Below are 24,243 nucleotides of genomic sequence, written 5' to 3' on the forward strand. Positions count from 1 at the left end.
ATTCTCTTGAGTGCGGTCATCGGGATACCGCTCTATATCCGCGCCTTTTTTTAGTGGAACTGGATTTACTCGGCCACAGAAAGAAAAAGAGCATCCATGCCACGCCGTTCGATCCTGTCCGCCGCCGAGCGTGACAACCTGCTTGCATTGCCGGACGCCAAGGAAGAGCTGATCCGTCACTACACGTTCAGCGACACCGATCTGTCCAGCATCCGGCAGAGGCGCGGCCCGGCCAACCGCCTTGGCTTCGCCGTGCAGCTCTGCTATCTGCGCTTTCCCGGCGTCATCCTTGGCGCCGATGAACCGCCGTTTCCGCCCTTGCTGAAACTGGTCGCTGACCAGCTCAAGATTGGCATCGAAAGCTGGGGTGAATATGGGCAGCGGGAGCAGACCCGGCGCGAGCACCTGGTCGAGCTGCAAATGGAGTTCGGCTTCCAGCCGTTCACCATGAGCCACTACCGGCAGGCTGTTCAGTTGCTGACCGAGTTGGCCATGCAGACCGACAAGGGCATTGTGCTGGCCAGCGCCTTGATTGAGCATCTGCGGCGGCAGTCGATCATCCTGCCCGCTCTCAACGCCATCGAGCGCGCCAGTGCCGAGGCCATCACCCGCGCCAACCGGCGCATCTACGATGCCCTAGCCGAACCGTTGTCGAACGGGCACCGTCATCGTCTCGACGATCTGCTAAAACGCCGCGATAACGGCAAGACAACTTGGCTAGCCTGGCTGCGCCAGTCGCCCGCCAAACCGAACTCCCGCCACATGCTCGAACACATCGAACGCCTCAAAGCCTGGCAGGCCCTCGACCTGCCCGCTGGCATCGAGCGGCTGGTGCACCAGAACCGCCTACTCAAGATCGCCCGTGAGGGTGGCCAGATGACGCCCGCCGATCTGTCCAAGTTCGAGCCGCAGCGGCGCTACGCCACCCTCATGGCGCTGGCCATCGAGGGCATGGCCACCATTACCGATGAAATTATCGATCTACATGACCGCATTCTGGGCAAGCTGTTCAACGCTGCCAAGAACAAGCATCAGCAGCAGTTCCAGGCATCCGGCAAGGCGATCAACGCCAAGGTGCGCCTGTACGGGCGCATCGGTCAGGCGCTAATCGACGCCAAGCAATCGGGCCGCGACCCGTTCGCCGCCATCGAGGCCGTCATGTCCTGGGATGCCTTCGCCGAGAGCGTCACCGAGGCGCAGAAGCTCGCGCAGCCCGATGACTTCGATTTCCTGCATCGCATCGGCGAGAGCTACGCCACCTTGCGCCGTTACGCGCCGGAATTCCTTGCCGTGCTCAAGCTGCGGGCTGCTCCCGCCGCCAAGGACGTGCTTGATGCCATCGAGGTTCTGCGCGACATGAACATCGACAACGCCCGCAAGGTGCCCGCCGATGCGCCGACCGGCTTCATCAAACCGCGCTGGCAGAAGCTGGTCATGACCGACGCGGGCATCGACCGCCGCTACTACGAACTGTGCGTGCTATCGGAGATGAAGAACGCGCTGCGCTCCGGCGACATCTGGGTGCAGGGGTCGCGCCAGTTCAAGGACTTCGAGGACTACCTGGTGCCGCCCGCGAAATTCGCCCGCCTCAAGCAGGCCAGCGAATTGCCGCTGGCCGTGGCCACCGACTGCGACCAGTACCTGCACGACCGGCTGACGCTGCTGGAAACACAGCTTGCCACCGTCAACCGAATGGCGCTGGCCAACGAGCTGCCGGACGCCATCATCACGGAGTCGGGCCTGAAGATCACGCCGCTCGACGCGGCAGTGCCCGACACCGCACAGGCCCTGATCGACCAGACCGCAATGATCCTGCCGCACGTCAAGATCACCGAATTACTGCTGGAGGTGGACGAATGGACGGGTTTCACCCGGCACTTCGCGCACCTGAAATCCGGCGACTTGGCCAAGGACAAGAACCTGCTGATGACCACGATCCTCGCCGACGCGATCAATCTGGGCCTGACCAAGATGGCGGAGTCCTGCCCCGGCACGACCTACGCCAAGCTGGCCTGGTTGCAAGCCTGGCACGTCCGCGATGAAACCTACGGGGCGGCGCTGGCCGATCTGGTCAACGCACAGTTCCGGCATCCCTTCGCCGAGCACTGGGGCGACGGCACCACGTCATCGTCGGACGGCCAGAACTTCCGCACTGGCAGCAAGGCCGAGAGCACCGGCCACATCAACCCGAAATACGGGAGCAGCCCGGGACGGACGTTCTACACCCACATCTCCGACCAGTACGCGCCGTTCCACACCAAGGTGGTGAATGTCGGCGTGCGCGACTCGACCTACGTGCTCGACGGCCTGCTGTACCACGAATCCGACCTGCGCATCGAGGAGCACTACACCGACACGGCGGGCTTCACCGATCACGTCTTCGCGCTGATGCACCTGCTGGGCTTCCGCTTCGCGCCGCGCATCCGTGACCTGGGCGATACCAAGCTCTACATTCCCAAGGGTGAAACCGCCTATGACGCGCTGAAGCCGATGATCGGCGGCACGCTCAACATCAAGCACGTCCGCGCCCATTGGGATGAAATCCTGCGGCTGGCCACGTCGATCAAACAAGGCACGGTGACGGCCTCGCTGATGCTGCGCAAGCTCGGCAGCTATCCGCGCCAGAATGGTCTGGCCGTCGCCCTGCGCGAGTTGGGCCGCATCGAGCGCACGCTGTTCATCCTAGACTGGTTGCAAAGCGTCGAGCTGCGCCGCCGTGTGCATGCCGGACTGAACAAGGGCGAGGCCCGCAACGCGCTGGCCCGTGCCGTGTTCTTCAACCGCCTGGGCGAAATCCGCGACCGCAGTTTCGAGCAGCAACGCTACCGGGCCAGCGGCCTCAACCTGGTGACGGCAGCCATCGTGCTGTGGAACACGGTTTATCTGGAACGGGCCGCGAATGCCCTGCGTGGCCACGGCAAGCCCGTTGATGATTCTCTATTGCAGTATCTGTCGCCGCTGGGTTGGGAGCACATCAACCTGACTGGCGATTACCTCTGGCGCAGCAACGCCAAGATCGGCGCGGGCAAGTTCAGGTCGCTACGGCCGCTGCAACCAGCTTAACGTGCTTTATTTTCCGTTTTCTGAGACGACCCCTTTCTGACCGAGAACTGCTGCGGCGGAAATCCCTGCACGCCCGTCTGCGCCGGTTCTTGCANCTCTATTGCAGTATCTGTCGCCGCTGGGTTGGGAGCACATCAACCTGACTGGCGATTACCTCTGGCGCAGCAACGCCAAGATCGGCGCGGGCAAGTTCAGGTCGCTACGGCCGCTGCAACCAGCTTAACGTGCTTTATTTTCCGTTTTCTGAGACGACCCCAACCTCACCGGTTTGATCGAAGCCGGCGTTGTCAAGGATCCGCGCTACCAGTGCGTCCATCTCCATCGGATCGCCGCCGACCAGGTGTTTCAGGGGTTGGGCCGGCACACCAGGTTCGATACCCGCCCGGCGTTTCTCCACCATCTTCGAGACCTTGGTCGCGAGCAAGCCGATCATTGGCTTGACCAACACTTTGATGAACTCGGTCACGCGTCCACACTGGAGTTGCCCCCCTGTTTCGAACGGGCCACGTAAGCCGGGATCTGCGTTATGCCCCGGATGACCTTGCCTTTTGCGTGTGCGGCCGACACGCACAACCCGCAGCCCTGGAAGGAGAAATATATGAGACGGTCCATCGAACCCGGTTCGCCTGGTCGCCACCGAATCGGCGGCTATGCGGCGGCAGTCCTCGCGGTGCTGACCTGTCCATGCCACCTACCGCTGCTGCTCGTGCTGCTGTCCGGCACGGTGGCGGGCGGCTTTCTGGGCGCGCACATGGGCGTCGCGCTCGCAGTGTTCGCGCTGCTGTTCCTGTTATTACTGGTTATCGCCTGGCGGGCGCTGAGGGCTCGTGCGGAGAGCTAAGCATCGATGGCCATGCTGCCACACGCCGCGTCGGACCACACTGGCAGATATACCGTTTGACTCCGTACTAAGGTACGCATCTAAACTGGCAATAAGCCATTCCCCGCCGATGGCGCCATGATCACGGTCGTGCGCTACGCGGGAATCACACAGGGGAACAGTTCATGAGCAAACTCGTGATACCAGCCGCAATTGTGCTTTTCGTTGTGCTTGTCGTGGTCTGTTGTCTTTCGACCGTCACGTTGACCGGTTGACTCGCGCACCGGCCCGGACCGTGTGCCCGCGACTGTGGCCGCGCGTCGTCGGCTGTGCTTCCGGCACCTGATTTACAGGTTGGTGCCACGACTGCGGCTCTGAAAGGAGATAAGCGACATGATCCAACGTACGTTCCGCCTTACCGGCATGACCTGCGACCACTGCGCGCGCACCGTCGAGCAGGCGCTGAATGCCGTGTCAGGGGTCTCCGCCCGGGTTTCTTTCGAGCAGGGCCTGGCTTCGGTAAGCAGTCCTTCGGACGTGGGGGTGAGCAAGCTCATCGCAGCGATTCCCGCGCCCTATGTTGCCACGCTGCTCGAGGAGCAAAGCGCAGTCGCAGAGCCAGTAAGGCGGCGCGGCGCTCACGGTCTGCATATCGCCATTGTCGGGGGCGGCTCCGCCGCCTTTGCCTGCGCAATCCGTGCCGCCAACGAGGGGGCGCAGGTGACGTTGATCGAGAGGGCCGAGGTCGGCGGAACCTGTGTGAATGTTGGTTGCGTGCCCTCGAAGATCATGATTCGGGGCGCGGATGTGGCCCATCTGCAATCAGCCCATCCCTTTGATGGGATCGAGCACCGGACGCCCGCCCTCGATCGCGCCGCACTGGTCGCCCAGCAGCAGGCGCGCGTGCACGAGTTGCGCCAGGCGAAATACCAAAGCATTGTGGATGCCAACGCGAACATCACGCTGCTGCGCGGTAGCGCCCGATTTGTTGACGCCTCGACCCTGCTGGTGACGCGCCCGGACGGGACTGAGGCACGTCTGCTGGCGGATCGTGTGCTGATCGCCACCGGCGCCGCACCGGCGATCCCGCCTGTTCCCGGCCTGCAGGAGACGCCGTTCTGGACCTCGACTGAAGCCCTGGTCGCCGAGACCGTGCCCGAGCATCTGATCGTGCTGGGCGGCTCCGTGGTCGGGCTGGAGATCGGCCAGGCATTCCTCCATCTGGGCGCCAGGGTCACCGTGATTGAACTGTTCTCGCTGCTGCCCGGATTCGAACCGGAGATTGGCGCCGGGCTGCGACAGATCCTCGAACATGAAGGCGCCCGCGTGCTGACGCAGACCCAGATCACGCATGCCCGTTTCGAGCAGGGCCAGTTCATTCTGGAGGCCGGCGCGCAAACGGTGACAGGTGACCGGTTACTGGTGGCTACCGGGCGTCGGCCCAACACCGCCGGTCTTGCGCTTGCCGATATCGGCGTCGCGACCGATCGCTCCGGCGCCGTCGCGATCGATGATCACCTGCGCACCTCGGTCGAACATATCTACGCCGCGGGCGACTGCACCAGCCTGCCGCAGTTCGTGTACGTGGCGGCGGCGGCCGGCACGCGCGCAGCGGTCAACATGACGGGGGGCGTCGCGGCGCTGGATCTGGCCACGATGCCCGCGGTCGTGTTCACGTCCCCGCAGGTAGCGTCGGTGGGACTCACCGAGCAGCAAGCGAAGGACCGCGGACTCGACCCCGACACGCGCACCCTGGCCATGGCCGATGTGCCGCGCGCCCTGGCCAATTTCGATACGCGCGGCTTCATCAAGCTGGTGGCGGCCAGGCATACCGGGCAGTTGCTGGGGGTGCATGTTCTGGCAGCCGAGGCCGGCGAGATCATTCAGTCGGCGGCACTCGCGCTGCGCAACCACATGAGCGTACATGATCTCGCGGATCAGTTGTTCCCGTACCTGACGATGGTCGAAGGGCTGAAACTGTGCGCCCAGACCTTCACGATGGATGTAAAGCAGCTGTCGTGCTGCGCCGGGTGACCGATCAGTCTGCACCGGCGGGCCCAATGCTGGAGGAAGGCATCATGGACAAACCGCAACCGATCGACGCCGAGTTGCTGAGCTGCGCCGAGTGCTGCGCCGAAGTGCCAGTTTCTGCGGCGCTCAGCGCCGAGGGCACGGAATATGTGCTGCATTTCTGCGGAGCGGAGTGCTACGCGAAGTTCTGCGTACGCGCCAGCACAAGCATTTTTCCCGGAGACGACAACCGTGAAACGTGAGCGACCGCGCCGGCTGATCGCGGCCTCAACCTGATTACGGGCACGGGTCATCCCTTCGCACAGTACGGACGAGTCATGGCTTCCGGTTTGAGAGAACATCGAAATGAACGTAGGTGCGTGGTGCTGGACACGTTACAAAGACTGCGGAACGCGTTTCCACTGCAGGCACGCATTGAGCGCGCGCAGCCCGCGGTCCAGGCCGCGTATCGGCGTGTGCTGGCCCACTGGGTGCAGGAAGGCTCGTCCGATGCGATGCTGGATGTCGCGCCAACGCTGCTGCGGGCATTGATTGACATCGATGCGGTCGTGATCGACGCGCATGGCATCGGGTGTTACCCCTTTAGCGACCGCAAAACAGACATCCGTGTGCAGTTTGCGGACGGCAGCGTGCATGCGATGTGCGCGATTGCGGCGCTCGCGATCCCCCGTCTGACGCACCGCACGTCGTACATCGCGGCCCGATGCGCGCTATGCCGCTGCCATCTTGCTTGCGAGATCGCAGCCAACGGACACGTCGATGGCGGCAACCCGCAGGGGATCCGCGTGATCTGGCGCCCACACGCCGGGACCCGCCCGTGTGCGGACAGCCTGTGCATGGGCATCGTGTTCGTCTGTCGGCACTGCACCGTCCCGCCGGACGTCGCGCAATTCACGTTGCCGGAAGCCGCGGCGATCGGCAACGCCACCTTCTCGTTCCAGAGGCGCCTGCTGGGACAGACGCGGCCGCAGACCGGTTAGCAACATGAAGGTCGCAAGCGATATGCGGGCTCCCGTCGCCCTGGTGCTGTGCGGTGGTGGCAGCGGCGGGGCCATGGAGGTCGGCTTTTATCGGGCCATCCGGGAACTGGGGATAACGGTCGATTTCATCCTCGGCAGCTCGATTGGCGCGCTCAACGGGGCCTGCATTGCCGCCGGGCTGCCTGACGCGGAGCTCGCCGATCTGTGGTGTGCGTTCCGGCTGCGCAACGGCGTCTCGCTTAACTGGGCGGGGCTCCTGGCACCCCGGCGCTGTCCGGGTTGCTTCACGTTCGATCCGCTGCGCCGGCTGCTGCACCACGTACTGCCGGCCACCCGCTTCGAGGACTTACGGATCCCGTTGCATGTCGTGGGTACCGATCTTCAACTCGGCACCGCCGTCTACTGGAGCGGGACAGGAGATATTATCGAACCGGTGATCGCCAGCATGACGCTACCGGGTTTATTCCCGCCGGCAGAAATCGACGGCCACCAGTTCGTCGATGGCGGCATCGCGAACAATGTGCCGCTGGACCGGGCAATCGAGCTGGGCGCGCGCACCATCCTGATGGTGTCGTGCGCGTGCTGCGAATTGACCTCGCAACCATTTCAGGGAGCGCTGCGTATCCTTGCACGCAGTTTTTCGATCGCACTGGATCGCAAATTTGCGGTGGAACTCGAAAGCTGTGGCACACGGGTGCGCATCCATCAGGTGCGGCCGCGCTTTGCGCATGTGATCGATCTGCTGGACTTCGGCCATACCGCCGGATTGATCGACGCGGCGTACCGTCAGACGCTCGACTATTTCAACCAGCCGAACACCGGCGAGTCCGCACTCGATGCTGCGGTCGGCGGATCGGCCGTGGCGTCCCCTCCAGCCCGGACCAGCTGAGGGGTCTTCCTGCCTGACCTGCAGCGCTATCGTCGCCCGGACCGGTACGCAGACGTCGAACGCGTCACCCAGTCGGAGCGACGGACGTTGTGGCCGGGCGATGCGGGCTCAGAGGCTTGCAACTGGCTGGACAGTAGCTTTCGGTGCCAGTTAGACTTGAACGTCCGCCGAAGAAGTCATTCCGTCACAAACGTATTTTGCGGGGGACCGTGCGGTTTTCTCTTGAGTCCGTACCCCGCTCCGGGGCTACGGTACTTCGTGGGTAGCCCTGTCTTGCCGGACCCGGGGCTACCCACCTGAGATGGCCGTCCGCAGGCCGTTCCGCAAGCGTGCGGTCAACAGGGACCGCGGACGCAGCATCATCATGTCCGCCGGGCGAACCACGCTCACCCGGCGCAACGGCTATCACTCAGGTTACCAGCGAACGTAACACCTACAAGCTAGGAGACGCAGATGCTGAGCCCTCACGAATTCGCAACCCTGATGCTGGTCAAGGACGCCCCCGATCCCATTGAACTGGATCACGCCGACCTTGATTCCCTGCTCGAACACCAGCTTGTCAGCCTCGAAGAGCTCGCGTCCGGGCGCCAGGCGCCGCGCATCACAATCAAGGGATGTTCCGTCCTCAAGGCGTTCGGGCGTCTCCAGTAACGGATTGCGGGTGGGCTGCGGTGGGCCCGTGCGATCAGCGCACCTTACCCAACCTCATCGCCCGGTCGCGGGCACACCGCCGGACGATCTCCCTCGGCCACGGCGGCGTCGCATGTCAGACGCGCAACACGATCTGATTTCACACAGGAGCGAAGATGGCCAGGAATTACGATCTGATCGTCATTGGCACCGGAACCGCGGCCTCCGTCGCAGCCTTGCGCTGCCGGGCGGCTGGCTGGAGCGTTGCGGTCATGGACTACTTGCCGTTTGGCGGCACTTGCGCATTGCGTGGCTGCGATCCCAAGAAGGTACTGGTTGGCGCGGCCGACGCCCACGATCACGTCGGCCGGATGCGCGGTAAAGGTGTCGAAGGCGGCGTACCGTCGATCGCGTGGCAGGAGCTCATTGCATTCAAGCGGACCTTCACGGATCCTGTGCCAGCGATGAAAGAACAAGGCTTCGCGAACCACGGCATCGATTTCTACCACGGCAGTGCCCAGTTCTGTGGGCCCCGTTCGGTCACGATCGGCAACGAGACATTCGAGGCCCGCTTTGTTGTGCTTGCCGCCGGCGCGGTACCCAGGCCATTGGGCATTCCCGGCGAACAGCACGCGATTGACAGTACCCGCTTTCTCGAACTTGACCGGTTGCCGGAACGGATCATCCTGATCGGCGGGGGTTACATCGCGGCTGAGTTCGCCCACACCGCTGCCCGCGCAGGCGCAAAAGTGACCCTCCTGCAGCGCCGGGACCGGCTGCTGCCACGGTTCGATGCCGAGGTCGTCGGCTGGCTGATGAAAAAATTCGACCAACTCGGGATCGACGTTCGGCTCGAGGCAAACGTTGCCCGGATCGATCGGAACGGCGACGAATTCTCGGTCGCGGTATCGTCACGCGGCAGGGACGAACACCTGGCGGCCGATCTGGTGGTTCAGGCCGCGGGACGCGTTCCCGATCTCGGCCGGCTAAAACTCGATGTAGCGGGCATAGAGATCGGGGATGGCCGAATCAGGCTCAACGACTATCTGCAAAGCGTGTCAAATCCTGCGGTCTATGCGGCCGGCGATTTTGCCGCCAAAGGGCCGCCGCTCACGCCGGTCGCCGCCCATGATGCAAAGGTCGTCGCCGAAAACATCCTGAACGGCAATCGACGCAAGCCCAATTACGAGGGGGTACCCAGCGTCGCTTTTACCATCCCGCCACTTGCGTCAGTCGGTCTGACCGAAGCGGCTGCCCGGGCGCGCGGACTGAAGTTTCGCATGCAGCACCGGGAAGCCGCCAGCTGGTATACCGCCCGACACGTCGCGGAGACGGTCTACGGCTTCAAGGTCCTGATTGAGGAGGCTACGGACAGGATCCTGGGCGCACATCTGGTGGGTCCCCGTGTCGACGAAGTGATCAATGTGTTTGCACTAGCGGTTCGCCAGGGGATCACCGCCACTGATCTGAAAGCGACGATTTTTGCCTATCCGACGGGCGCCTCGGATATCGGCTACATGTTGTAACCCACCCTGATCGGAAAACGCTGCACTGCGAGATGGAGCAAAACCGTTGGACGGTCAGGCCGCGCTGGTCAGGCGCTCGAGTTCCGGTAGTGCGCAGCAGGCGTCGACCCGGCTGGCTCGCGTGTCACCGGAAGCATGATTTGCGTCAATTGTGTGCACCAGATGGTGCCATGCGCCGGACACGCGAACAGCGCTGCCGCCGCATGAAGCCAGCCGGACCGTACAATGATGCCAGGCACGACGTTTCGATCGAGCTGACTCAGTCGGAATTGCTTCGCGTTCCCCCGATGAGTCGAGGCACGGCAATTCCGATGGCGTGACGTTCGCGCTGCGGACAAAGCATTGCCTTGGCGTCTCGCCGGACCGTTTCAAGCTCGTCTTTCAAACGATCGATCGCCGCGTCGATCTCGGCATCGGCCGATAACGCCGCGCTAATCGCTACCGGGGCACCATTGATGTGGGTGCGCACGCCGATCTCCACATAGGGCCGACATGGATAACCATTGAATCCAGCCGCACCGGACGGCCCCATCGCGCAAAAGTAGAACATCGGTTCCCCTGAGTCGAAGGTCGATACGACACCGGGGCAACCCAAAAGCGGAGAACAAGTCCTGTCGTCTGCCACGGGCCTCGTGCTCCTCCAAAAATTACGCTATCCTGACAATGTATCTGCAGCGTCGGAGGCAGCAGATGTCACGTCGCTACTTTTTCGTGCCGCGCAAGGCGTGTTCGATAACGCGTTGAGTGGCCTCGGACGCAGCCGCAGCCGCAACATTGAAGTTGCTCCCGGCGACCTGAACCGCGTGCTCGGTGGCCTTGCGTACGGTCTCATTCAAGTCATGGGTGGTGGCGAGCGCCGACTTCCACGCGGCGACTGCAGCGTCGGAACCCGTTGGCGCGTTCCCTGCCAACTTATCGACGAACGCCTGGACCCTGCGATTCTGCGCGTCGCATTGCACCCCCGCGACCTTGGTGAATTCGGCTTGAGTGGCCGAGGCGATCTCCAGCACACGGCGGCTGTACGACAGGACCTGCTCGGCGGCTGGCTGCATCAGGCCGGCCTGAAGCGCGAGCAGTTCGTGCGCGTCTTTAGCGATCAGGGCTTTCTGGGCGTTTTGGTGCGTTTCCGCCAGCACCGACTGGAACACCTGCAGATTCAGGACGAACAGTTTCTGGACGCCGTCGAAGGCGCTGTTCGTCAGGCCGAAGAGGACCTCGAGCTGAGCGTTTTGGACGGTAGTGACGTGTTCGGCGGAAAACTGATTCATGATCGGCTCCTGAAAGTTGACTCACCGCATGCCGGAGCGCTTCCGGCGGTTATACCGAGCGCCGGTTTCCGTCGGCGAACACGGTGATGGATGACCGCTGCGATCGCCCTTCCAAACGCAGTCGCGAGGAATGCGTGAGGGACGCGATTGCGTCGGTGCAAATGCGCACAACCAAGGGGCCGAACAGCTTCCGCTCGCTGCAAATAGGCATTCGATTCATGAAAACCTCAGTGACTGCCGATGCGGATCGGTTGATGAAGCCACACTGAACCCGGCAAAGTACCCGTGTGCCAAGAGATCGGCCAATACAGCGGTGGCGTCGATGCCTGGATGATCGTCGAGCGCAGACCCCAGCGGGCATCGCGAGCACAGCGCGCAGGCAAAGCGCCAAACCGTCTCGTCGGCGCGGTCGACCGCGACACCCGATGTCCTCCTCTGAACCACCAGGCAAACCGGACCGCTCGACAAGTCGATCGCGGCGAGCGCTGCGTCATCGTCATTCAGTACGGCGTGCCAGATCGTGTCGGCAGGATATCCGGTTCGAACCAGGCTGACGGACGGGTGTGGCTCGAAACAGATCCGCGCGTAATCGTCGGCGTCAACCGCCGTCAGGGACGCGATCGTCAGCGCCGGCGCATCGGGGGCGTGAATGGTGCCGCTAACGGCCCATTCGAGCCGCGCTACGTCGGGCAGATAAGGCACCGACGCGGCTGGCGCGAACTGGTCGAGGAAGGTGGCAAAATCGCCACCGAACTCATCAAGGTAGCTACTGCGGGACGGGTGCCGCACGATAAACTCATGGGCTGTGGCGTCGAAGAATTCGGCGCCGACCAGACGGTCGACCGCAGGGTAGGATAGACGCAGCGCCCGGATCAGGGTTTGCGCGAAGGTGTTCCGGTAGACCGCCAGGCGGTCCTGCGGGGCGACCCCACCGGCAACGATATGTGCGATGGCGCCGGCTTAGACGTGGTCGACGATACCGCGCCGCATGGCGTCCTGTAGCTCACGCAGGGACGGCATGATCGCTCCCTTGCGTCAAGCGTGCGAGGTAGCGTCCGGCGTGTGCAGCCTCGTCGAGCAACACGTCCAGTGACGGGATGTTGGTGTCCCACTCGATCAGCGTCGGGACCGCGCCGAAGCGGGCCAGCGCTGCTTCATAGAGCGTCCAGACCGCTGGGGCGACACGCGAGCCGTGGTCGTCAATCCGCAGGGTGGCGCCCGAATCGAGCGTCGTCACGGAATGACCCGCAAGATGGATCTCGCCGATCGCGGCTGGGGGAAGCGCCTGGAGATAGGTCAGCGCATCCCAGCCGTGATTCTGGGCGCTCACATAGATGTTATTGACGTCACACAGAATCCCGCATCCGGTGCGCGTGGCGACGCTGGATAGAAACTCCCATTCGGGAATCGTCGAATGGCTGAACTGCAGGTAAGTCGACGGATTCTCGATGAGTATCTGCCGACCCAGCCGCGCCTGCGCCTGGTCGACGTGACGGCAGACGATATCGAGTGCTTCCTCGGTCATTGGGAGCGGCAACAGGTCGGCGAGATACGTTTGCCCGACAACGCTCCACGACAGATGCTCGGAAATCAGGTGCGGCTCGATCCGTTCGACTGCGCGTAGAAGCCGGTCGAGATGCGCGGCGTCCAGTCCGTCCGCACTGCCGAGCGACAGACCGACCCCATGCAGCGACACCGGGTAGTCGCCGCGCAACGCGTCCAGATAACGCAGGGGCGTGCCGCCGCCCATGTAGTTCTCGGTGTGGACCTCCAGCCATCCAACCGAAGGACGCGTGTCGACGAACGCCTGATGGTGCGCAAAGCGCAGCCCAACCCCTGCCGCAGCCGGGATCGAGCCGGCCGGCACGCGGCGGCTGCGTGGCAAGCTCATATCCGCATCCATCGTCGATCAGACCGGCTTCACGCTTCCGCCAGCGATCTTGCTGCACACGCCGGCTGGCACCAGAACGAATGACTTCGGGTCGCGTGCCTGGGTCGCCTGTCCGGCGCACGAATGGGCACCTCCGCCGCAGTCGTTTTTCGCAATCTCATTGATCCCATAGCATTGTTCGAGATGGTTCTTCTTCATCTTCTGCATGGTTTCTTTCATCATCGGCGACGCCTTTGATATGTCCATTCCCTGGGCACTTGCCGGTGTGCCCTGCATGGCGAGCGCCAGTCCCATGGCGGCGGACAGGGCGGTGGCGGCGAAGAGTCGGTTGCTCATGGCAAAATCTCCTGAAGTGGTTATTGGCGGACTGCAAATGATTAGGAATGGCGACCGACTGCGCCGGTCCTGCGATCGATGGCGATCTGATCAGGCACGATAGCGACAGCCGCGAGCAAGTGCGCAGGGTGTCGGTTCAACGCCCCGTGTCTCGCCCTCGTTCAAACAAACCACAAATGCATAGCAACAATAAGTCCGTAGCCCGGTACGGTATCAAGCATTTCTATTGCGACCCAACCTGACCGTGAGCGACGACCCGCCTCGGGTGCCAAGCATGGTTTCCGCGGTTCTGTGCTCGATTCAATCAAGGTCTCCTGATTTCTTTTCTGCACGTGTCTCCGGGACTGCGATCCCCCCAGATTATTTGCATTTGCGCAAGAATCTATAGTTCAAACAACGGTTTTCCCGAAAGTCCGGTGTGACTATATTGGAATCACCGGCTTATGGCGTTGGTCGCAGACTGACCAATGGACAACAATGTGAAGGAGGTAATCATGAAATCGCTCATTTATGGCGTTCTGGCCATCTCGGTGTTAGCTGCACCAGTGGTCTCGTTCGCTCAGCAGGTCAATGCGCCGGTGACGCGCGCCCAGGTCCGCGCCGAACTCATCCAGATCGAACAGGCTGGCTATTACCCGGGCCGCGCCAATGATCCGCATTACCCGGCCGATATCCAGGCCGCGGAGGCACGCGTGGCCGCCCGAAACGGGATGGCGCAAGCGCAAGCCCCAACCAGCGGCTATGGTCCGGAGGTCCGTGGCTCATCACAGTCAGGCGGCGCCGCGCCCGAGAGCCCGATGTCAATCTATTTTGGGCACTAGAAGTTTCGGTGCTGTGATGTGAGCGGGCTGGGAAAAACCCGCACCCGAGCCTGACTGGGTCACGCCGAGCGCCGCTCATCGGCGCTCGAAGGAGCCGGAAATGAACCATCTGAAGGTGGTCATGCTGACCGCGGCTGCGGTAGCCAATGTGGCTTACGCCTCGGGCCAGCCACCCTACGCGTATGTGACGGACGTGCGCTTGTCGGACGGCATCACGTTGCGGTGCGCGGTCAACGAAGACCCGCACGTCGCCGGGATATCCGTGTCGCCTCTGACCGTGCGCGAGCGGACCCAAGCGGACGTGCTGGCGACACAGCCCCTGCGTTTGCTTAGCGGGCCAAACTCGGAGTATCCAACGCCTTATACCGCGCCGTCCGTCGCGTGCGGATCATCCGAAGGTGGTTAGTGCCTGCGAGGCGTGAACGGCGAATATGCGTTGTCAGGAAAACGAAAATGAAATTCTTGTCAATGACTGTAACATTTGCTGTCTTGCTGATTGGCAGTGCGCTGGATAACTGAATGCTTCTGCATTCGATGCCCCGCTTTGGTACCCATGTCTGACATCGACCGTTACATCGAAGCCGCCACACGCGAAAATACACGGCGCAGCTATCAGTCCGCGATTCGCCATTTCGAGGTCGAATGGGGCGGCTTTCTGCCGGCGAGCACCGATGCCGTCGCGCGGTATCTCGCCGACCATGCGCAGTCCCTGTCGGTCAATACTTTGCGTGCGCGGCTTGCGGCGCTTGCGCAGTGGCATCAGACGCAGGGCTTTCCGGATCCAACGAAGACGCCGCATGTGCGCAAGGTGCTCAAGGGCATCGCGGCGCTGCACCCCGTAACAGAGAAACGGGCGAAGCCGCTGCAACTCGCCCAGCTCGAGAGGCTGGTCGCGTGGCTCGACGCGCAGATCGCGCAGGCATCCAGGGTGGGCGATACGCGAACCGGCACCACGCATATCCGCAACAAGGCGCTCGTGCTGCTTGGCTTCTGGCGGGGCTTCCGCTCCGACGAGCTGAGCCGCCTGAGCATCGGGCACGTCGTGGTTGAGCCCGGGCGCGGCATGACGATGTTCCTGCCGCGCACCAAGGGTGATCGCGCGCAGTTGGGCACGACCTTCAGGGCGCCGGCGCTCTCACGCCTGTGCCCGGTAGCCGCCTACGAGGCGTGGGTCGCGGCGTCCGGCCTCACTGCAGGACCGGTGTTTCGAAGCATCGATCGCTGGGGGCACGTCAGCGACGAAGGCCTGCACGCCGGCAGCTTCGTGCCGCTGCTGCGCGCACTGCTCCGTGCGGCCGGGGTGGCGGCGCCCGACAGTTACAGCAGTCACTCGCTGCGGCGTGGCTTTGCGACCTGGGCCAATTCGAACCAATGGGATCTCAAGATGCTGATGGAGTACGTCGGCTGGAAGGACGTGCGCTCGGCAATGCGCTACATCGACGCGGCCGACCCGTTCGCGCAGCACCGGATCGAATCAGCGCTCGCGGCGGCGCCAACACCCGAAACGCCGCCGGCGATCGCCGTGCCTGCGCGAACGCCGCCACCCGACGAGGCGATTTCGTTACCCCCGACGCCGCAAACGCGCCTGAACCTCCATCTGGTCATCGAGCGCAACAGTAAATTCGTGCGCGGCATGTCGAAGGCCCGGCGCTGGATCGAAGACTTCTGCATGTCCCACTACCCGATGCGCAGCATCAACAGGCAGCGCACACGCTACGAAATCGCCATGCCCTTCGCGCACGGCCCGGAACTGGAAGACGCAATCGAAGAACTGCTTGGTGAAATTCACTCGACGGCGGAGCTATGCGACTGTATGGCCGAAGCGGTGCTACACGACCCGCTCACCAACACGTACTGGCGTTGACTACTCCAGTCTGCCCTTTGGCTGCAGGCCGCCTCGGCGCACAAAGTACTTCGTGAACAACCGCTCGGCCTCGCGCAGACCTTCTTCGGTCAAGCCCACAGACTTCGCCTGATTGACCGGATCGCGGATGAATCCCTTTTCGTGCAGCCGGTTCATCGTGGCCCAGTCGAAGCTTTTCCAGGCACAATCACGGTCGCACAGATTCAGGTGAAATAGTGCGAGCACCACCTCGTCAATAGCCTCTGTGTCGATATCCATCACCTCTCCTTTTCCGGCGCGCTTCACGATCCCGTTCCGCGCTGCCACCGTGCTGCATCCAGCAGCATTTCGCGGTACACGTCGATGGGAAAGCTCAGCGTCCCCCGGAAGTTCACGTGCGCGAAATGCGCGGGTCCCATGCGACGCAGCCAGTCGTCGTCGATCTGTTGTCCCTTGCTGCGCCACGTGTCGACGGTCGCCTGCATACGCTGCGTGTTCCATGCAATCACCAGATTGGTCAGCAGCGTCAACGAGCCGGAAATCGCGATCATTTCGTCACGGCGCCGTCCGCGCTCCGGTGCAACCTTGCCGGTGTAGATTGCACGCTGGAGCTGGTGAACTGATTCGCCACGATTGAGCAGCGTGTGCATTTCGCGACGAAACTCCGCGTTGCTGAAATAATCGCACAGGAAAAGCGTACGCAGCAGCTTGCCGAGATGATCGGCCGCCCGATGCACCGGGTCACCCTGTGCGGCGCTGCCGAACCGCTGCAGTGCGACGATCGCGCTGACCCGCCCCGAATGGATCGAGGCGACGAGGCGCAGCAATTCATCCCAGCCGTCGCGCATCGCCTTAAGCGATATGTCATAGGCGATGACCGACGCAAGGCCCTCGGGCGCAGCCAGGCCTCTCGGCAGATACAGTTTTCGCTCGGACAGGTTGCGCAGGCGCGGGCAAAGGTCGAAGCCAAGTAATTTCGACACCGCCATGCCTACGCTCGTGTACCCGTGGGTATCCACGGAAAGCCGCAGCAGCCCGCCGTCGTCGCGATTCGCGTTATGACGGATCACGCCTTCGATCGCCACGCCCGCCTGCCGTTCGTTCAATACGATCGGCAGGTTGTAGACGATGCCGTGCTGGTCCAGTACGTGCGTGTACATGCCCACCGCGTGGGTACGACGTCGCGGATCGACCCGCGCGTAAAAGAGGTGCGGCGAGGTATCCAGACTCATCGAATCACTGGACGCCTGCTGCCCGGTTCCCCAGAGTTCTGTGATCTGGTGCGTACGCTGGAACTCCACCACACGCTCATTCGCACGAGGCAACCTCCCGGGCATTTCGAGCGAGCGCATCGCCGTTGAGATGTGCGCCGGGTCCAGTTGCGGAATCATCGTGGCGACGTTCTTGGCATCAAGTTCGGTGCCGTGTGCAATCAGTGCGGCGTACAGCGAAACAAGTTCGTTTGCGTCACGCGCCTTGCGCGACAGCAGCACTTCGCTGAAGCCCGTGCGGGCATCCATCTCCATGATCATGTCGGCAAACTGCGTGGTGCCTATCTCCCTGAACATCAGATCCCGTGTGCGTTTCGGTACTCCGTCCGTCGGCAGGGCCTCAATCGCGGACAGGTGCAGCGCGCCATCAGTGCCAATCGTCACGCGCCCGGACTCACGGGCTTCATCCAGTGCGGCAAGGCCCGCCTTCAGGTGACCGGTCAGCTTCTCGAGGAACGGCTCGGCCGTACGCGGCAAACCGAGTGAGGACAGGTACCTGTCGCGTTCGCTTTCCCATTGTGCAGGCGGAATCAGCAACTGGTCGCGCTCGCGAAATGACAGGCTGTGGCTGATCCAGACGGAACCGCGGCGCAGCCCCTTGCGCAACCCCGTAACCGCAGACGCTTCCAGCGCACGCAGCGCCCGCGCGCGGTCTTCACCGTTGACCATGTCGCGCCAGCTGGCACTCACCGGCACATCGCAGTCAGCCGGCAATTCGGTTGCGCCGCTGTCATGCAGCGCGCCAATGAGTTCGAGCTGCTTCAGGCTCGGCTCTGCGTCCCGGCCTGCGAATTCCAGCTCGCGCAACGGCACCAGCAGATTGCGGATGCGGTGATGATCGTCCGTCAGCGTTTCGCGTACGCTGGCTGCATGACTGGCCGATGGCTTGTCCGGCAGATCCACAAGCAGCTTGCCGATGTCGGCAAGACGTTCTTCCGCGGAGCGCCCGGTATCGTTGACGAGTGCCTTGATCGCGATCAGTTGCTGCCGGTACTCGACTGCCGAGCGGGCCTGCCTGACTGTGGTTCGATCATAGGCCTGCCGAACGAGATCCGAAACGCGGCGCCCCGTTTGATAGAGCAGCGCGTCCGTCAGCTCCAGCAAGGTGACGCGCAGGAAAAAGATCAGCTCCATCGTGCGCGTGAACGTCTTGAGTTCACGGATCTTTGCAGGCCGCCGGGCCTGAATGCGTTGCGCATAGGCACGCTGCTTCTCGATCGTTACAGCATCCAGTGCCCACGTATGTGCCCCGAGTTCCTTGAGGAAACGGATTTTCGCAAGGGTTTCGGTGATGGTCGTCGGGCTGTGCCGTGCCGGCGGTGTTTTGAGCCATTCGAGAACGGTCATGCCTGACGTGCCGTGCTGGGTGGACAGGACGGCGTCGGCGTGCACCAGCTGTGTTTGCGGAACGGCTGTCTCGATCATCGCGAGTAGGCCCCGCTCAATGTCCGACCAGATCGCCCGGCCGATATCCCTCAGCGTCCGCTCGGCGGGTATCAGGAGTCGGCGCTCGTACAGCCAGTAGTGCGCGTGCTGGATCAGTTCGTCGAGCGTGAGCGATTCGGCGGCATCCTGCCGCATCCAGGCTTCCAGTCCGGCCCGCTGGTCGGGGCTGACCGACGTCAGGCCGAGGTATTCGCAAGCCCAGACCTGATGTTCGTACTGCGTCTTATAGCGCTGGTAGAGCGTACGCAGCGAGGCGATCGTTGGTGTGGACAGACCGAGCCGTTCGCCGACGTACCGCAGCAGCTGGCGCGGCAAGGTGCCGACATGGTCAAGCGTGTGACCGCAGGCACGCAGAAAGACCAGTTGGATGGCGGCGCCAGCCCGGCGATCGCGCCGGAAGCATTCGTTGATCGCGGCGATATCGTTGTCGGTCAGCGCGAAGTAGCGCTCCACATCAAATTCCGACAACCGGGTGGGCAGGCGGCCCTGTCCCACATAGCGAAACTCCAGGCCCGGCATCTCCTGCCTCCCGTCAAGGTGGCGCGATCCGAAATCGCGGGCAAATATCTTACCGCGGACTTTGCCAAAGTCTGCTGACGATAGTCCGAATTGCCCGGAGAGCCTTATAAATAAAGGCGCTTAGGAGAAACCGCCAGATTTTGCACGAAAAGGACGATTACCCCTAAGCCGAGCGGCGGGCGAAATAGCGTGCGGCCAAGGAAAGAAACAGCGATACCCGACCAGTACTACTGGGTGCATCGACGTTTCAAGAATCGCCCGGTCGGCATCAGTTCGTCTGGTTCGGTATCCTTAGCGGACAATCAACTTGGCGCTGCCACCGGCTGCTTCGGGTCGAAGGACTAAACCGCTCGCGCGGTATGCACTCCGTTTGAACATGGTGGTTCTTCATAGGAAACCCGCTCGGTTTCCTATGTTGATTGATGAGGCGATCCGCCTCGTTACTCGACAGGAGCCCGACATAATTTTCTCTGTTCGACAAAGCCCAAGAGCTGGTTTGCCGGTTGATAGCATCCTGGTTTGCAGAGTGGGGGGATTCCTTCGCAAGGGCCTGCACCTTCATCGCAAGTGTCTATTCAAGGGCGCGAGAGGACTTTCAGTCGGTCGTGAGAGAGTGGCATAGATAGGATGCCGTACGTAATGATGGACTCTTTCACCGACTCCGACGGCTGGCTGAAGGAATCAAGATTATCTCTACCCGGCGTCACGCATTTACCCAAAAAAGCAGGCTCTCGCGCGGTTACAAGACATAATCAGGAAGGTTAGATAATGCCTCAGGCAATGGGGGCTAATGGTCTTTGCCACGAGCGACGGCAAAGTCTGACTCGCTTGGGCAACCGTTCGACGGACGACAGCATAGATACCGAACCGTGTCAGCGGTTCATTGAGCCGGTTAAGAAACACGAATTCTTCGCACGCACGTCCGGCAACAAGCGGCTTTAAGACGCCTGCGGTCCGCGGCCAGATGGGGCACCAGCGCATCTTGTTACCCTTGCCGAACAGGCGTACTGCAGGAGAGGCGCCCCAGGTGATATCGCCCACTGACAGGTGTGCAGCCTCGTCAGCTCGCGCACCGGTGTTATAGATAAACAGCAACAAGGCGTGGTCCCGCATTCCCAGATCCGTATGCAGGTCAGGCGTATGCAGTAACGCCTCCATTTCCGGCTTGTCCAAGTACGTCAGAGTTGATGATGCCGTCTTTTTGAAAGGAACGCCCCGTATTGCTGCACACCATGCCACATGCTCGGGGCTATGCATGCCGATGAACTTCGCAAGCGAATGGATCGTCGCCAGACGCAGATTGCGAGTAGGTCCGCTGCAGCCGCGTTCCTTTTCCAGATACCGCAAAAACGAACGCACACTGGCTGGCGAGAGATCATCGATCGAAAGGCGATCAACCGGCTTGTCTAGTGCCTTGCTCAGAAACGGAAGCAGGAGGACCAGCGTGTCGCGGTAACTGAGTTGGGTATTGCGAGCGAGATTGCGGTCTGTGGCAACATGTTCCAGCAGGAACCTGCGTATCCATGGTCCGATCGAATTATTGTCACGCATCTCACACCTCCGATTGCGCGTAGCGGTCAAAGCGCATACTGGCTTCCCGCAGCAGCTCTGGGGTCATGCTGAGGTACTGCTGGGTGGACCTCAAGTCAACGTGCCCCAGGTAAGTCGCCAATTGCGGCAACAGGCGTTGTACTTCGGCGCCGACGCGATACCACGCGATGACCCGATGAACGGCGCTCGCGTGTCGAATGTCGTGAATACGAGGCTGGTAACGCGCCGTAGACTCGCGCTGAATCTGTGCAGCCCGGCGAAGCCGACAAAACAGCTTATTCACACGCTTGTAATCCAGGTGAAGGCCGGTGCGCGTAGCAAGAAACGCTGAGTTGTCACCATCTGGCATGGGGAGATGACAACGACATGATAGATAGTCGCTCAAAACGATTGCCAGCCGCGGGCCGATAGGAATCACACGGGTCTTAAAGAACTTAGCATCACGAACTGTTATCATCCTGTCCTTCAAGTCGACATCCCGCAGTGTGATCGATAGTGCCTCGCCAATGCGCATTCCTGTGCCATAAAGCAGCAGAAGCAAGCTGCGCATGGTTTGAGCCAACATTGGAGACAACGGTGTTTGAAGTATGTCAGTTGCCGCGACTAACCGCTTCAGCTCATCAACTGTATATACGTATGGGACAAACGGCGGTGGATGCCTCGGAGTATCCGTAGGGAGCGGAGACCTCTTCGTAAAGCCGCGTCCAATTGCATAACGGTAGAAGCCATCCAGGACCCTGTAGCATTCCAGCCAGCGATTGGTTACCGGCCCAGTGCCGGTGGTAAACGCCAGGACTGCGCCCGGCCTGACCTCCTCGATGTCTATATCACCCATGGCTCGGCAATAGGCCCGGAGCACGGCGGATTGTGACCGATAGCGCATACCCAATGAACCCTTGAACGCGATGTAGGTCTCGACGAGTTCTTGAAGTTTCATGCTAGTTCTCCCAAATCGAAGGCCGCCACTTCACGCAAACCGGGCAGATTAACCTTTGCATAAGTACGGGTCGACGAGGTGCGGCGATGTCCAAGATGATCGCCAATCTCCTTGAGGGTCAACCCTTCTGTAACCAATCTGGTTCCGCAGGCATGTCTCAGACAGTGTGGGCCGTAATGGGGGGACTCGATATTCAACGACTTCAGTCTGTAGGAGACTATGTCGTAGAGGCCGCTCAGCGAAAGCGGGCGAAACGGTGACACGAGAGTCAGAAATACCTCTCGATGTTTGTTATTCCGGCGTACTGACTGCAGATAACGTACAAGAGCGTTGCCGACTGAAGGCAAAAGCGGGTAGACCTGCGCCTTACCCCTTTTGGCGCGATGGATATGCAGTTGATCATGCTGCCAATCGATATCATCGAGGCGAAGATTCGCCACTTCGCTTTCGCGCAGAGCGTAAATCGCAAACAGCATCAGGATCGCCCTGTCACGTACGTCGGCGGGGCGAAGTGTATTCAAAGCGGCGAGAAGCCGTTGTACGTCTGGCCACGAGGGTCCCGTTGGCAATCCCTCCAATGCGTAAATTCGGGGCCTCGGGATGGAATCTGCCAGATGCGCCTTGCACCACCCTTGCTGGCCACCGAAGCGAAAGAACGCCCGCAGGGCGTCCACTGTATTGCTCACAGTAACGCGGGACCACCCGCGGCTCCTCCCGAAAGCAAGATAGCCATCGATATCCGTGGCCTGAACGCGCGATAGTGGTCGACCGAGGGGACCGTACCACTTCAAGAACTGCCTGACATTTCGGCCGAATCTGTCAATCGTGGCGTTGCTGAGTCCGCGCTCCTGCTTTGCCCACTCGGCATATTCATCCAGCCGCGAGCCGAACGGTATGTGTTCGACAGGTTCACGCAGGCTGCCGAGGAATCGGAGCCATGTGCAAGCGTTGGCGATCAGTCTCCTCCGCGTTGAGGGAAAGTCGAGATGAGGTCCACTGGTAACCTCGCGATCGACGCGACCGACAACGAGTGATCGTACCTGATCGACCGTCACACAAAGTTTGCTTCGACGCCGGAGCCTTTGTGAGATCCATAGCAGGTCATGGGCTTTGCGTCGTATCGACCAGTAGGAGTCGCCCCGATGCACGCAGTAATCCAGATAGCGAATCCGCTCTTCAGCAAAAGGCGCCGCCGAGTGACGGGCCACCGCTGAAGCACGCTTGAAAAGTTGATCAAACATGGCCGACCCTCCGTCAGAACATGAGATGACTCCTCCAGTCAACGACCAAAAGTTATGTGTTGTCAATGCGAGGGAAAAAGGAGCGCTCACGGCACACGTTGGCGGCTTCACAACATAAGTTTCGGCAACACATTTGGCCGTAAATGTCATCGAGAACATTTACGGCCTTTACCCTGTTCAACGCGCAGCGTCATGCGCTGGCTGTCGATGTCACCGACCTTCAAAGCCGCCACTTCGCTGGCGCGCAATCCTGTGCCATAGGCAACTGCGAGTGCCGTCTGATGCTTGAGATTAGTGGCTGCCGCGATCAGTCGGCCCACTTCGTCGCGGCTGAGTATGACGGGCAAAGTGCGCGGAAGATAAATCGGACGCATCTTGGCCATCAACTCCTCTTGACCGAGCGTCGTGCCGAAAAAGAACTTCAGCCCGGTGATCGCGGCGTTCAGGGAAACTGGCGACACTCCGCGGTCAACCAGATACAACTGGTAGCGTCGCAAGTCCTCGACTGTGGCGGTGTCGGGAGAGCGCCCGAGAAAGAGAGAGAACTCTCGAACCACACGAAGATAGTTGGCTTGCGTTGTGGGCGCGAGGCGGCGCATGCGCATGTCGTCCATCATGCGCTGGCGTAGCGGACTGATGTCTTGGCTGAGGGTGGTCATGGCTCGGCTCCTGTCGAGTAATGAGGCGGATTGCCTCATCAATCAACATAGGAAACAGAGCTGGTTTCCTACGAAAAACCACCACCTTCAAACGGAGCGCATACCGCGCGAGCGGTTTAGTCCCTTGGCCGGTTCCAGCCGATCACCATAGCGCGTCTGTACGGACTCTCGTCAAAGGGACTTTGTAGTCCGCTCAACGACGACGCCCCTCGCCCAACCAGCAGCTTCCGTTAGTTGGAAATTGTCCTTGGAATATCGAGGGGCGGCAACGACGGACCAGAAATCTTGAACTTCACTCTACTCATCGAGTAGAGACATTCCGTATTTGTTCTTTTTCACTTGCAGTAGGCGGTTGGGCGGTTCCATTTGTCAGTATTGCCGCCTCCGGGGCCAGCGTAACAAGGCCCTCCGGGGCCACCATATGCCTGCAAACAAGCTTTCGCTTTTGAGGCGCGCCCTTATCGCGCCACCTGACGGGTGCAAAAATATGATTGCGGCACACTGCAAAAATATTCTTCCCG

22 protein-coding genes and 1 pseudogene are annotated in these 24,243 nt (G+C 61.4%); 11 read left to right on the top strand and 12 right to left on the bottom strand.

The genetic code is table 11. The features are described from left to right. Positions 1-96 precede the first annotated feature (96 nt). The gene (locus AC57B6_RS09570; RefSeq protein ID WP_041015698.1) at positions 97-3,063 is read left to right on the top strand and encodes a Tn3 family transposase; all 2,967 of its coding nucleotides are present in this window, start codon (positions 97-99) and stop codon (positions 3,061-3,063) included. A gap of 229 nt (positions 3,064-3,292) precedes the next feature. On the opposite strand, the gene AC57B6_RS09575 is transcribed toward AC57B6_RS09570, so the two are convergent. Further along, positions 3,293-3,529 (bottom strand): hypothetical protein, encoded by a 237-nt coding sequence (locus AC57B6_RS09575; protein WP_496421097.1) that lies wholly within the window; start codon positions 3,527-3,529, stop codon positions 3,293-3,295. 132 nt (positions 3,530-3,661) lie between these two features. On the opposite strand from AC57B6_RS09575, the gene AC57B6_RS09580 reads away from it, so the two are divergent. The 7 genes from AC57B6_RS09580 (at position 3,662) to AC57B6_RS09610 (ending at position 9,939) form a co-directional block, all read left to right on the top strand. Next, on the top strand, positions 3,662-3,904 hold the full coding sequence (locus AC57B6_RS09580; protein WP_496421098.1) for a broad-spectrum mercury transporter MerE: 243 nt from the start codon (positions 3,662-3,664) through the stop codon (positions 3,902-3,904). Positions 3,905-4,276: 372 nt separating this feature from the next. Continuing rightward, on the top strand, positions 4,277-5,917 hold the full coding sequence (gene merA, locus AC57B6_RS09585; protein WP_496421099.1) for a mercury(II) reductase: 1,641 nt from the start codon (positions 4,277-4,279) through the stop codon (positions 5,915-5,917). Between the two features lie 44 nt (positions 5,918-5,961). Continuing rightward, complete coding sequence (locus AC57B6_RS09590; protein WP_496421100.1) at positions 5,962-6,156, top strand: DUF3330 domain-containing protein; 195 nt, start codon at positions 5,962-5,964, stop codon at positions 6,154-6,156. A gap of 75 nt (positions 6,157-6,231) precedes the next feature. Next, complete coding sequence (gene merB / locus AC57B6_RS09595; RefSeq protein ID WP_496421101.1) at positions 6,232-6,894, top strand: organomercurial lyase; 663 nt, start codon at positions 6,232-6,234, stop codon at positions 6,892-6,894. A 4-nt stretch (positions 6,895-6,898) separates the two neighbouring features. Further along, positions 6,899-7,783 (top strand): patatin-like phospholipase family protein, encoded by an 885-nt coding sequence (locus AC57B6_RS09600; RefSeq protein ID WP_496421102.1) that lies wholly within the window; start codon positions 6,899-6,901, stop codon positions 7,781-7,783. A gap of 453 nt (positions 7,784-8,236) precedes the next feature. Continuing rightward, entirely contained in the window at positions 8,237-8,434 is a 198-nt protein-coding gene (locus tag AC57B6_RS09605) for a hypothetical protein (RefSeq protein WP_496421103.1), read from the top strand. A 155-nt stretch (positions 8,435-8,589) separates the two neighbouring features. Further along, the gene (locus tag AC57B6_RS09610) at positions 8,590-9,939 is read left to right on the top strand and encodes a dihydrolipoyl dehydrogenase family protein (protein WP_496421104.1); all 1,350 of its coding nucleotides are present in this window, start codon (positions 8,590-8,592) and stop codon (positions 9,937-9,939) included. A 259-nt stretch (positions 9,940-10,198) separates the two neighbouring features. Here AC57B6_RS09610 and AC57B6_RS09615 read toward each other — a convergent pair whose 3' ends face one another. The 5 genes from AC57B6_RS09615 to bufA1 form a co-directional block, all read right to left on the bottom strand. Then, positions 10,199-10,489 carry a hypothetical protein gene (locus AC57B6_RS09615; protein WP_496421105.1) on the bottom strand — a complete coding sequence of 97 codons (291 nt, stop codon included), beginning with the start codon at positions 10,487-10,489 and terminating at the stop codon, positions 10,199-10,201. Between the two features lie 151 nt (positions 10,490-10,640). Further along, positions 10,641-11,207, bottom strand: coding sequence for a phasin family protein (locus tag AC57B6_RS09620; RefSeq protein ID WP_496421106.1), 567 nt, complete (start codon positions 11,205-11,207; stop codon positions 10,641-10,643). Positions 11,208-11,423: 216 nt separating this feature from the next. Further along, a complete protein-coding gene (locus tag AC57B6_RS09625; protein ID WP_496421295.1) occupies positions 11,424-12,158 on the bottom strand; it encodes an HvfC/BufC family peptide modification chaperone in 735 nt (244 codons plus the stop codon). A 52-nt stretch (positions 12,159-12,210) separates the two neighbouring features. Beyond that, a complete protein-coding gene (bufB, locus tag AC57B6_RS09630; protein ID WP_496421107.1) occupies positions 12,211-13,098 on the bottom strand; it encodes an MNIO family bufferin maturase in 888 nt (295 codons plus the stop codon). Between the two features lie 18 nt (positions 13,099-13,116). Continuing rightward, complete coding sequence (gene bufA1 / locus AC57B6_RS09635; protein ID WP_496421108.1) at positions 13,117-13,434, bottom strand: BufA1 family periplasmic bufferin-type metallophore; 318 nt, start codon at positions 13,432-13,434, stop codon at positions 13,117-13,119. Between the two features lie 494 nt (positions 13,435-13,928). Between bufA1 and AC57B6_RS09640 the strand changes: the two genes are divergently transcribed. The 3 genes from AC57B6_RS09640 (at position 13,929) to AC57B6_RS09650 (ending at position 16,119) form a co-directional block, all read left to right on the top strand. Next, positions 13,929-14,255, top strand: coding sequence for a DUF4148 domain-containing protein (locus tag AC57B6_RS09640; protein ID WP_496421109.1), 327 nt, complete (start codon positions 13,929-13,931; stop codon positions 14,253-14,255). 100 nt (positions 14,256-14,355) lie between these two features. Then, a complete protein-coding gene (locus AC57B6_RS09645; RefSeq protein ID WP_496421110.1) occupies positions 14,356-14,661 on the top strand; it encodes a hypothetical protein in 306 nt (101 codons plus the stop codon). 147 nt (positions 14,662-14,808) lie between these two features. Further along, positions 14,809-16,119: a site-specific integrase gene (locus AC57B6_RS09650; RefSeq protein ID WP_496421111.1), complete on the top strand. Its 1,311-nt coding sequence runs from the start codon at positions 14,809-14,811 to the stop codon at positions 16,117-16,119. On the opposite strand, the gene AC57B6_RS09655 is transcribed toward AC57B6_RS09650, so the two are convergent. The 6 genes and pseudogenes from AC57B6_RS09655 to AC57B6_RS09680 form a co-directional block, all read right to left on the bottom strand. Next, on the bottom strand, positions 16,120-16,377 hold the full coding sequence (locus tag AC57B6_RS09655; RefSeq protein ID WP_496421112.1) for a DUF6429 family protein: 258 nt from the start codon (positions 16,375-16,377) through the stop codon (positions 16,120-16,122). It abuts the gene before it with no gap. A gap of 23 nt (positions 16,378-16,400) precedes the next feature. Continuing rightward, a complete protein-coding gene (locus tag AC57B6_RS09660; RefSeq protein ID WP_496421113.1) occupies positions 16,401-19,334 on the bottom strand; it encodes a Tn3 family transposase in 2,934 nt (977 codons plus the stop codon). A 711-nt stretch (positions 19,335-20,045) separates the two neighbouring features. Then, positions 20,046-20,885: a tyrosine-type recombinase/integrase gene (locus AC57B6_RS09665; RefSeq protein ID WP_496421114.1), complete on the bottom strand. Its 840-nt coding sequence runs from the start codon at positions 20,883-20,885 to the stop codon at positions 20,046-20,048. 1 nt (position 20,886) lies between these two features. Continuing rightward, entirely contained in the window at positions 20,887-21,822 is a 936-nt protein-coding gene (locus tag AC57B6_RS09670) for a tyrosine-type recombinase/integrase (RefSeq protein ID WP_496421115.1), read from the bottom strand. Beyond that, positions 21,819-23,063 (bottom strand): tyrosine-type recombinase/integrase, encoded by a 1,245-nt coding sequence (locus AC57B6_RS09675; RefSeq protein ID WP_496421116.1) that lies wholly within the window; start codon positions 23,061-23,063, stop codon positions 21,819-21,821. The genes AC57B6_RS09670 and AC57B6_RS09675 overlap by 4 nt, the downstream gene beginning before the upstream one ends. A 158-nt stretch (positions 23,064-23,221) precedes the next feature. Further along, positions 23,222-23,722: pseudogene (locus AC57B6_RS09680) on the bottom strand (tyrosine-type recombinase/integrase); the annotation flags it as partial. Positions 23,723-24,243: the final 521 nt, after the last annotated feature.

The sequence above is a fragment of the Paraburkholderia sp. BGA-UO-ETr-F12 genome (genome assembly GCF_059567945.1).